The organism is uncultured Victivallis sp., assembly GCF_944391105.1.
Lineage (GTDB): Bacteria > Verrucomicrobiota > Lentisphaeria > Victivallales > Victivallaceae > Victivallis.
In genome coordinates this window covers 42606-52333 of the sequence record NZ_CALXSK010000024.1, presented here as the reverse complement: position 1 = coordinate 52333, position 9728 = coordinate 42606, and the positions used below count along the sequence as shown (strand labels likewise).

At 57.4% G+C, this 9728-nt stretch carries 9 protein-coding genes and 1 tRNA gene; 6 read left to right on the top strand and 4 right to left on the bottom strand.

What is annotated here, in order from left to right; genetic code table 11:
* The first annotated feature begins 316 nt into the window (after positions 1 to 316).
* From Q0K10_RS09010 to Q0K10_RS09000, 3 genes are all read left to right on the top strand, one after another.
* Positions 317 to 850, top strand: coding sequence for a hypothetical protein (locus Q0K10_RS09010; protein ID WP_294506079.1), 534 nt, complete (start codon positions 317 to 319; stop codon positions 848 to 850).
* Positions 851 to 899: 49 nt separating this feature from the next.
* Positions 900 to 1283 carry a hypothetical protein gene (locus Q0K10_RS09005; RefSeq protein ID WP_294506077.1) on the top strand — a complete coding sequence of 128 codons (384 nt, stop codon included), beginning with the start codon at positions 900 to 902 and terminating at the stop codon, positions 1281 to 1283.
* A 267-nt stretch (positions 1284 to 1550) separates the two neighbouring features.
* The gene (locus Q0K10_RS09000; protein ID WP_294506074.1) at positions 1551 to 3530 is read left to right on the top strand and encodes a polysaccharide lyase family 8 super-sandwich domain-containing protein; all 1980 of its coding nucleotides are present in this window, start codon (positions 1551 to 1553) and stop codon (positions 3528 to 3530) included.
* Between the two features lie 290 nt (positions 3531 to 3820).
* On the opposite strand, the gene Q0K10_RS08995 is transcribed toward Q0K10_RS09000, so the two are convergent.
* The 3 genes from Q0K10_RS08995 to Q0K10_RS08985 form a co-directional block, all read right to left on the bottom strand.
* Positions 3821 to 4201 carry a hypothetical protein gene (locus tag Q0K10_RS08995; RefSeq protein ID WP_294506071.1) on the bottom strand — a complete coding sequence of 127 codons (381 nt, stop codon included), beginning with the start codon at positions 4199 to 4201 and terminating at the stop codon, positions 3821 to 3823.
* A gap of 100 nt (positions 4202 to 4301) precedes the next feature.
* Positions 4302 to 4706 carry a VOC family protein gene (locus Q0K10_RS08990; RefSeq protein WP_294506069.1) on the bottom strand — a complete coding sequence of 135 codons (405 nt, stop codon included), beginning with the start codon at positions 4704 to 4706 and terminating at the stop codon, positions 4302 to 4304.
* A gap of 76 nt (positions 4707 to 4782) precedes the next feature.
* A complete protein-coding gene (locus tag Q0K10_RS08985; RefSeq protein WP_294506066.1) occupies positions 4783 to 5643 on the bottom strand; it encodes a helix-turn-helix domain-containing protein in 861 nt (286 codons plus the stop codon).
* 133 nt (positions 5644 to 5776) lie between these two features.
* Between Q0K10_RS08985 and Q0K10_RS08980 the strand changes: the two genes are divergently transcribed.
* Together Q0K10_RS08980 and Q0K10_RS08975 are read left to right on the top strand one after the other, a co-directional pair.
* Positions 5777 to 7078 carry an FAD-dependent oxidoreductase gene (locus Q0K10_RS08980; protein WP_294506065.1) on the top strand — a complete coding sequence of 434 codons (1302 nt, stop codon included), beginning with the start codon at positions 5777 to 5779 and terminating at the stop codon, positions 7076 to 7078.
* Between the two features lie 12 nt (positions 7079 to 7090).
* Positions 7091 to 8389, top strand: coding sequence for an FAD-dependent oxidoreductase (locus tag Q0K10_RS08975; protein ID WP_294506064.1), 1299 nt, complete (start codon positions 7091 to 7093; stop codon positions 8387 to 8389).
* A gap of 88 nt (positions 8390 to 8477) precedes the next feature.
* Here Q0K10_RS08975 and Q0K10_RS08970 read toward each other — a convergent pair whose 3' ends face one another.
* On the bottom strand, positions 8478 to 9176 hold the full coding sequence (locus Q0K10_RS08970; protein WP_294506062.1) for a type II secretion system protein: 699 nt from the start codon (positions 9174 to 9176) through the stop codon (positions 8478 to 8480).
* A 246-nt stretch (positions 9177 to 9422) separates the two neighbouring features.
* On the opposite strand from Q0K10_RS08970, the gene Q0K10_RS08965 reads away from it, so the two are divergent.
* Positions 9423 to 9499, top strand: a tRNA-Thr gene (locus tag Q0K10_RS08965).
* The last annotated feature ends 229 nt before the right edge of the window (positions 9500 to 9728 follow it).

Here is a 9728-nt window from a genome sequence, read left to right as displayed (position 1 = left end):
CGTGTAAGTTAATCGCCATAAATTACACGCCACAAGCAGAAACCGCGAACGTCAGCTATTTATCATACCATCTCCTTATGTGATGAGGTGGGTGTCTTCTCCGGATCGATCCTGACCATATAACGTAATTTCGGATTGCCTTATTATATTGAAATCAGAAATATTCTTGTTTTTTTGCCGGTTCGGGAATGAAAGTTGAAAAGATGTTTCGCCGATGCTATTGTATCTGGAGTTCCGGAAGAATCGGGACAATGCGGGACCCCATCGGGATTTTCCCCGCATTTCGTGGAGAAGGGATGACGATGGGAGAGGCGGCTTGAGCGCATGGAGAAAAATCGGGATCGTTCTGCTGGTGGGAATTCACGCTTTCCTGTGCGGATGTATCGTGGAGATTCTCCGTGCGACGGCGGCGGAAAAGCTGCGGGATTCGCAGGAGCCGATCGGCATGGTTCCTGATTTTTTTCTGCGGACTCTCTCCGCGCCGGGGCGTTTCCCGCTCTATCCCACCTATCTGGAACTCTTCGGCATCGTATTTGTCACATACCTGCTCTGCAATCTGTTGACGACGGAGAAATCCCCCGGAAACTTCTATCTGCGCTCGGGGCTTTTTTATGGGATTTGCACGACGTTGTGTGTCGGATTTGCTGCGATTTTTCTGTCGGCGCTGCATCTGGCCGGAAAGCGGGAGATTCTGCCGGATTATACCGTTTCTGCGCTCGGTTTGATCATTCATTTCCTCTTTGTCTTCGCATTGGCGGTTTATCTGGTCTTCCTGGTTCGCAGCCGGCTTCAAAAGAGCGGAACCGCAAAGGTGAACCGTTCCTCCGAGTTTGGAAATAAACCGCAATAGCAGAATTTTCTTCCTGGTGCGATTGAAGCGCCGGGAGGAATTTTTCTGCGTGCGCTGCTCTGCACGTTTCCTCTGCTGCGCCGAATCGCCGATCGAAACCGGTGAAACGATCTCCCTGGTCATTCTCAGCTCTGGGAGTACCGGGCTGAATGGAGGCCGTCAACCGGCTTCGATGAGGCGTTGTTCCGTTACCGTTTCGGCGGCCGGGCGGCGGGAGGACGTCGATCTGGACCGCCCGGGCGGCCGGGCCGCATGTGATGCGGCGGTCGCGGCGGCGGATTCCAGCGCGGTGGCGGCGGACACCAGCGCGGCGGTGGCGGTGGCGGACACCAGCGCGGCGGGGGCGGGGGCGGACACCAGCGCGGCGGTGGCGGCGGTGGCGGCGGATATGGCCTCAGAATCCAGGAGATCCCGTTCACGATCGTCCGCGTGATTTCGACTCCATCGCTCGGTCCATGGTCGCCGGCCTGCACGCAGGACGCTCCGGCAACCAGAATCACGGTCAGCAACAGGGATTTGACTGTCCGATTCATTTTTCTTCTCCTTCTGTTTTATGGTTGTTGTATCGATTGGATCGATCCTGATCCTATAACGTAAATTCGGTATTCCTTATTGTATTGAATCTTGAAATATTTTCCTTCTGATTTGATTTGCATCCTGGAATTGGAGATGTTATCTTAGTCCGGAAAGGAGATGAACAATGAAGATTGCGGGGGCGGTGGTTGTGACGATGATCTCGTTGTTGAATTTGTATGCGCTGGATGCCGATCTCGGGAAGATCTGGGAACAGGCGGCGAATTATTTTGCGCAGGCCGGATCCGGGACGTTGAACCGGAAGATTCTTGAGTCCCAGCAACCGGATGGCTCCTGGTGCGATGTCGATTACGGGAATCAACAACGTGGGCACTGGCCGCCCCGGACGCACCTGGTCCGGCTGCGGGAGATTGCTGCCGGATATCGCTGCCCGGGGAGTGTTTTTTTTCAGCAGCGGGAGGCGCGGGATGCGGTGGTTCGCGGACTTGAGTTCTGGGCGAGGCGCGATCCGACCAGCCCCAACTGGTGGTATCAGAGCATCGGGACGCCGCAACTGCTCTGTACGATCATTCTGCTGCTCGGGGACGAACTGCCGCCGGAACTGCTGCGGGATTTGACGCCGATTCTCGACCGTTCCGAACCGGGCATGACCGCGCAGAACCGGGTATGGCTTGCCGGGGTTCACCTGTTCAAGGGGGTCATTTACGGCAAGCCGGAGTTGGTTCGGGAGGGCGCCGATGCGATTGCCGAGGAGTTGCGCTGCGCTCCGGAAAATGCTGAAGGGATTCAGCCGGACTGGAGTTTCCACCAGCACGGGGCACAGTTGCAGTTCGGCAATTACGGACTGTCGTTTTTCAATGAAATGACGAAGTGGGCGACCGTACTGCGCGGAACCCGTTTCGCGTTGCCGGACGGGAAGGTGGAAATCCTCCGGAACTATTTTGACCAAGGCATTTGCTGGGTGTTGTTCAACCGGCAGATGGATTTCAGCGCCTGCGGGCGGCAGATCACCCCCGGAGATCCGCAGGCGAAATATCGCAGCGCAGTCGCAGGGGCAAACCGGCTTGCGGCAATTTCGACCGGTTGGAGGAACACCGTTGACGACAGGGATTTCCGTTTTTCCGGCAGCCGTTTTTTTCCGGACAGCGATTTTTACGTCCAGCGGACGCCGGAGTGTTACTGGTCGGTGAAGATGGCCTCTCCGCGCACGGTTTCGAGCGAAACGGTCAATTCCGAGAACCAGCTTGGCCGTCTGACCGGTCACGGCGCAACGCTCTTCATGAGCGGAAACAACGAATTGTGCGACATCGGCGGAATCTGGGACTGGCGTAAAATTCCGGGCATAACCTCCGTGCAGAACGGTTCAAGTCTTCTCTGTGACGGGCCCGCGCTCCGGAACCGGAAGGAATGGGTCGGCGGTCTCTCCGACGGCACGGTCGGATTCTGCGCGATGGATTATGACAACAGCGAGGTGGAGGCGAAAAAGAGTTGTTTCTTCTTCGGAGGCGAGATGGTTGCTGTCGGCAGCCGTATCCGCAGTGAACTCGACGCTCCGGTCCTGACTACGGTCTCCCAGCTCCGCAGCGCGGGTGAAACCGTGCGGAACGAGGCCGGGAATGTGTTCCGGAACGGCAATTTCGTCTACCGGCTGCTCGACTCCGACCGCGGCGCGTGGGCCGAGACGGGGGAACGAACGGGCAATTGGAAACGCGTGACCGCAGCCTTGTCCGCCGACCCGGTAAAGGGAGAACTTTTCACCTTGACGATCTATCACGGCGTGCGTCCGGAAAACGGCTCCTACGCCTATTGTGTGACATTCCACTCCGAGCCGGAATCGGATGTGCGGCTCCTGAAGACCGGTTCGGATGCGATTCATGCCGTTGCGCGAGGGGGCACGGTTATGGCGGCCTTCTTTGAAGCCGGCACCGTCACGCTGCCGGACGGAAGCACGCTTGAAGCGAAACAGCCCGCTCTGGTCATGCTCCGGAACGGCAGATTTTATGCGGCTGATCCCGGTCGGAAGCGGGAGAGTTGCGACTTCCTCCTCGGGGGAAAGACGTTCCACCTCCCGCTGCCGCAGGGACGCGAAGCGGGCCGGAGCGCATTCCTCCCGCTTGCACCAGCTGCCGCTCAACGCGACAAATGACTGGCCATCACGCCGCCTTTGCGGGCAGAGGTGTCGGCGACGAAATGGCGCCTTCCACTGGACTGGCCCGGAGCTGTCGGATGGGTGTACGCTCTTCCGGCGATTTGGCCGGGATACCGTTTTCATCTGTTCTGTCGATTGGTGGAGGACAGGAATCATCCATTGATTTTTTTCCTGCACATCCCGTCATACTCCTGTGTCTGCATCTCCGGCAGAAAACAAAACCGCCGTTCCCCCGGCAGAAGCCCGGTAAACGGCGGAGAAGAGCAGCCTCTTGTTTCGAAACGGAGTCAGCGGCGGCGCGGCTGTTCGAGGATCAGCGTCATTAGCGGACGGCCATCCCCCTTGTCGATGACCTTGAGCGCACCTTTTTCATAGAGGAAGCTGTAATAGAAATTCCACTTCTTCCAGAGTTCAGCGTCCATGTCCGGCGTCAGATACCCGTTGTTCGAGAGCGAGTAGCCGCCCGCCCAGTCCCAGAACGCGAATACATCCGGATTTTCCTGCGGCGTTGAAATGTGCAGGAAAATCAGGTCGTTGTTCACGAGCACATAATCTTCCCGTCCGGTCGAGGAGTACCGCCCCTCCGGCAGTCGCGGCGAACTGCAGCCCGCAACCGCGAGCAGAACCGCGCCGGCGAAGCATCCGATCAGAAAATGATTGAATTTCATCTTGTCATTCCTTGTTGGTTGGCTCAAAACAGCGGATTCGCCGCCGCCGCTAAAGTATCACTTTTTTGCGGAAAGTCAAGGCTCTCGACTCGGATTTCGCTCAAAGTATGCAAGGTGAACCCGTTTTCTGGCAGCTGTCGGCGGTGTATTCGTGCAGCTCGATGCGCACCCCGTCCGGATCCGTGATCCACGCCTGCCACGCATGATCGGCTCCCATCTTCTTTTCGCCGACGGCGTATCCGGCTTCGGCCAGCCGGACGTTGACGGCATCGATCGAATCGGTTTCGAGGCAGAAGTGATCGATCGGATTCGGGCCGGTTTTCATCTCTTCTCTGCGGAAGAATTCGAGGTAGTTGTGGCTGCCGACCTTCAGATAGAAGCCGATGACTTCTCCGTCGCGCACGAAGTCGAATGCCTTTTCAAGGCCGAGTCCCTCCCGGTAGAAGCGGAGGGTCTTGTCGAGGTCGGCCACGCGGATGCAGATGTGTGCGATTCCCTGAATCATGGTGATTTTCCTTCCCGTTAACCAGAGCTGTGATTTCAAAGAATACCACGTGGAGCGGAAAATTGCAAGCCTTTTTTCAGGCCGTATGTCCGCCGCGTCCGAATTTTTTCCGGTACTGCAGCGGCGGCATTCCGAATTCCCTGCGGAACATCGCCGTGAAATGACTCTGGTCCGGAAATCCGCTCGCTTCGGCCACACGCCCGATCGGCCAGTCCGCCGCAAGCAGAAAGCGGCGCGCTCTGCGCAACCGGAGTTTCCGCAGATACTCCCCGAACCCGATGCCGCATTCGGCCTGAAACAGATGCAGCAGCCGCGAGGGACTCAGAAACAGCCGCTCGGCAACGTTCGCCGCGGAGGGATTCTCCTGCGCATGCTGCCGGAGGATCGCAAGCGCTTCGGCGATCCGCCGGTCGCGCGGACGGCGCGGCAGCAGACTTCCCGAATCCGAATACGCCTGCTGCACCGCCGGGGCGAATACCGTTGTAACGAATTCTCCATATTTTCCGGCTGCGCTTTCCGGCAGAACCGGCAGCTTCCGGAAAAGCGGTTCGAGTTCCGGGTAACGACAGCTCCCGCCCTCAGGCCGGAATGGTCCGAGCAGAACCGCCCCGGCGTATTCCGCCGTTTCCGGCGGCAGGGGAACGACCACTTCGACCGCCCCGGCGTGACAGCTGCTCACAAATGGCGTCGGATGTTGCGAGAGCCGCCCGGTGATCTCCCGCGTGTCGTGATAAACGCAGCGCGTCTCGCCGCGTCCGCTGTTGCGGCTCTTCACCGCCGTGCAGAATTCGCAGGTGTGCTGGCCGCAGCGACACGGCAGATCCGGTTCCGGCACAAGATAGTTCGACACCTTCCAGATGCAGCCGGTACCGGCGAGCGCGGAAAATCCTTCGAGTTTCTGCTGCAGATCCAGAAAAATATCTTCCGATTCCTTCATGAAACGCCCATGTTTTATTGCTAAACAGCGGTTTTTCTATAAAATATAGCATGATTACGATATAAAAACCAGTTTTCCGGGGTATATTGAGTAAGGAAACGTCATTGTTCCCAAACACGATCAGGAGGAAAACATGATTCAGACGCTGGCTCTTCCGCTTCTGGCGGATGCGGAAATCGTGGTGGTGGGGGGCGGACCCTCCGGATTTGCTGCGGCGCTGGCCGCGGCGCGGAACGGCGGAGAGGTGCTGCTGCTCGAACAGACGACCATGCTCGGCGGACTCGGCACCGCCGGACTTGTTCCGATGTTTGCACCGGTGTCGGACGGCGAACGGATGATTTACGGCGGAATCTTCGAGGAGATCAATCTTGAAATGTGCCGCCGCATGGGAATCGAGCCCTGGCAGGATCACTGGCAGGCAATCAATCCGGAGATCCTGAAGCGGCTGCTCGACGAGATGGCCGAAGCGGCCGGAATCCGCTTTGTTTTCGGTGCGAAGGTGTGTGAGGCTGAGGTGGAGAACGGGCGGATCAACGCGGTCCTCGTCGCCACTTCGATGGGGCTCAAACGGGTCACGGGCCGCCGTTTTATCGACGGAACGGGCGATGCTCTGCTCGCGGCTCTGGCCGGCGCCGGATTTGAATTCGGCGACGAGGGGGGACACACGATGAGCCCGACGCTCTGTACGCAGTTTTCCAACATCGATTTCGAAGCTGCGGCCGTCGCGGGCCGGGCCGGGGCGTCCGACCGTGAAATCTGGCGGAAGATGACCGAGGCCGGGACCGCTCCGTTTCAGGAGTATCATTTCGTCTGCATGAAGCCGGTTTCGAAGGCGTCCGCTTCGGGAAATCTCGGCCATGTTTACGGCATCGACACTCTCGATGAATTTGAGTTGACCCGCGGCTATGTCGAAGGACGGAAAATCGCGAAAATGCTGGAGGATTTCTACCGCAACCACGTTCCGGGATTCCAGAAAGCGGAGCTGCTTGCGACCGCGTCGCTGCTCGGTGTGCGCGAAACCCGCCGAATCATCGGAGAGTATCGCATGACCGTTGCGGATTATGAAGCCCGGGCCGTTTTCGAGGATGAAATCGGCCGCTGCTGCTATCCGATCGACATCCATTCCGGCTCCACCGACGCGGAAGAGCAGAAACGGGTCGAAGAGGTTCTGAATCGGACAAGATTCAAGCGGGGAGAAAGTTACGGCATTCCGTACCGTGCGATGATTCCGGAGAAACTCGCGAATCTGCTTGTGCCGGGACGGGCGCTTTCGGCGGATCGGGCGATTCAGTCGAGTCTGCGGGTCATGCCGCCGTGCTTCGTCACGGGGCAGGCCGCCGGAGTTGCCGCGACGCTTGCCGGAACGGATTTCCGCGAAGTCGACACGGTCGTCCTGCGTTCCCGCCTCCGGGAGATGGGGGCTTATTTCAAATAAAGGATCAGTAAGATGGAAACACTCAAGTATCGTCTGGAAAAGGAGGTCCCGGTTCTGGCGGATGTCGATCTGCTTGTGGTCGGCATGGGACCGGGCGGACTTTGCGCGGCGGTCACGGCCGCGCGCAAGGGGTTGACGGTGGCGGCGGCCGAGCATTACGGCAGCCCGGGCGGCATGGCGAATGTCGGGGAGATTTCTCCGTTCATGCCGAACCACTGCGGCAGCGAAACGCTCGACCGTCCGCTCTATGTCGAGTGGGTGAACCGGATGCGCAGTTATCTGGCCTCCCCGCCGCCGCCGACTGAGGTGAAACGCGGTGATGACCGGAGCATTCCGCGCTATTATGCGATGCTGGCGACCGAGGACATGCTGCTGGAAGCCGGAGTGAAACTCTTTTATCACCACACATTTTTCGATGTGGTCAAGGAAGGTCGGCGGATCTCCGCCGTGATTTTCACGGGAAAATCGGGGTTGTCGGCGATCCGGGCGAAGATGGTGATCGACTCGACCGGCGATGGCGATGTGGCTGCGGTTGCGGGTTGCGATTATGAATTCGGGAATGCCGACGGATTCTGTCAGCCGATGACGCTGTGTTTCAAACTGTCGCACATCGACCGTTCCCGGACGCCGGATCGCGGCACGATTTCGGAACTCTACTGCCGGGCGAAGGAGGAGGGGAAGATCGACTGCCCGCGGGAAGACGTGTTGTTCTTCAGCGACTTCGACGGGGATGTGGTTCACTTCAATACGACCCGGGTGATCCGCCACGATGCGACGAATGCCGAGGAGCTCTCCGAGGCGGAGATCATCGCGCGGAAGCAGATGCGCGAGTTTCTCGCCTTTCTGCGCAGTTCCGTGCCGGGGTATGAGCAGGCGGAAATCCACTCGGTCGCTTCGCAGATCGGGGTGCGGGAATCGCGCAGGATTCTCGGTCTTGAGTACCTTACGGTCGATGCTTTTGTGCGGCGTGCGCGGTTTGCCGATGCGATTGCCCGGGTCAATTATCCGATCGACATCCACAATCCGAGCGGAACAGGTACCGATCTGCGGATGCTCGGGCCGGAGGAGTTTTATGAAATTCCGTACGGCTGCATCGTGCCTCCCTCGCTGGATAATCTCCTGATGGGCTGCCGGGCGATTTCGGTTGATCATGCGCTGCACAGCAGTATGCGGGTGATGCCGCCGGTCTGCTCGATCGGTCAGGCCGCCGGAATGGCCGCCGCGATGGCGCTGAAAGCCGGCTGCTCCCCCGCCGAGCTCGAAGGCACAAAAGTCCGGGAGGCGCTCAAGGCGTTCGGCGCGAATCTGTAGTGTGCCGGCAGATTTTCCGTGGATATAACAAAAGCCGCAATCCCGATTTGAGATTGCGGCTTTTTCCATTTTGCAGGGAAGAGCGGAATTACCAGTCTTTCCAGAACTCTTTTCCGCCGTTGTAGGTATAGTCAAATGGAATGTTGTTGCGGGTTCTGGCGTTGGCGTGTCCATCAACGTAACTGACATTGACGCCCTGACCGTTCTGATGGCGGTAATACGCTTCTGCACCTTCATACGCCCAGCTGATTTTGGCTGCACACATCTCGGCCCAGTCGCCATTCACTTTATCGATATCCATATACAGCATGCGGCCGCTGGGATATTTGACTCTGGTAGCCTTGTTGACGGGATGATTTTTCGGGTCGTAATTTCCGTGCCATTCATTCATGCCATAATGTCTGGCTCCGACTTTCTGATTGGAACCGGTGACACTCTGAGCCGGGCAGCCGAAGATGCTTTTCGGGCGGCCTTTGTTGGAGTCCCAATGTCTCCAGTCGGTAGGACTGCCTCCATTTTGAACGACATAGAGCCCATCCTGCCACTTCCCGTGACATTGCCAGCAGGCTGTCCCGGCAGCTTCCAGACCGGCATACTTCGGAAACATTCCATTGTTGCTGTCGATGTACATCTGAGAGAGATTTCCAATCTGCTTCAGATTAGAGAGGCAGGAGATGTCTTTTGCGCGTGCCCGCGCCTGATTCAAAGCGGGCAGCAGCATCGACGCGAGAATTGCGATGATCGCAATGACCACGAGGAGCTCGATGAGTGTAAATCTCTGTTTCATAGTTTCGTCCCTTTGCATTTTAAACGAACCAAAATGTTTGGAGATCGTGTTGTTCCCTTCTGTTACCCATATATTATACCAAAAAATATGCAAATGTCAATAGAGAATAAACAATTTTTTCTGTTTTTATGCAATTTTTGCATTGATAAGGTTTCAAAATTTCGGGAGAGTCGGAAAACAACGGAAAACGGGTTGGAATGATTTGCACAACCGGCATGGAGGGATTATATTATACCAAATGGATTTGCCGGCTTAGCTCAGTTGGCTAGAGCGGTTGACTTGTAATCAGCAGGTCGTCGGTTCGATTCCGACAGCCGGCTCCATCTTTTCCCGTCCGGGGGAATGTTCCTGGTCACAGGCGGCAAAACAGTGAAACCCGTTTTCGGAACAGGATTCAAAACGTGTTTTCCACTACGACGCTTCCTGACGCCAGGTTGCCGCTCGCTTACTTTCGCAATTCCGGGAGCGCGGAGGGACGCAATCTCTCCGGGGAGGGGATTTGTCTGGAGTGCCGATTTCATCCGGGATACAGAGATAAACGGATTGTACAAC

Coding starts and splice junctions, on each gene's coding strand:
- Q0K10_RS09000 (WP_294506074.1), top strand. CDS start 1,551: ATGAAGATTGCGGGGGCGGTGGTTGTGACGATGATCTCGTTGTTGAAT.
- Q0K10_RS08995 (WP_294506071.1), bottom strand. CDS start 4,201: ATGAAATTCAATCATTTTCTGATCGGATGCTTCGCCGGCGCGGTTCTG.
- Q0K10_RS08990 (WP_294506069.1), bottom strand. CDS start 4,706: ATGATTCAGGGAATCGCACACATCTGCATCCGCGTGGCCGACCTCGAC.
- Q0K10_RS08985 (WP_294506066.1), bottom strand. CDS start 5,643: ATGAAGGAATCGGAAGATATTTTTCTGGATCTGCAGCAGAAACTCGAA.
- Q0K10_RS08980 (WP_294506065.1), top strand. CDS start 5,777: ATGATTCAGACGCTGGCTCTTCCGCTTCTGGCGGATGCGGAAATCGTG.
- Q0K10_RS08975 (WP_294506064.1), top strand. CDS start 7,091: ATGGAAACACTCAAGTATCGTCTGGAAAAGGAGGTCCCGGTTCTGGCG.
- Q0K10_RS08970 (WP_294506062.1), bottom strand. CDS start 9,176: ATGAAACAGAGATTTACACTCATCGAGCTCCTCGTGGTCATTGCGATC.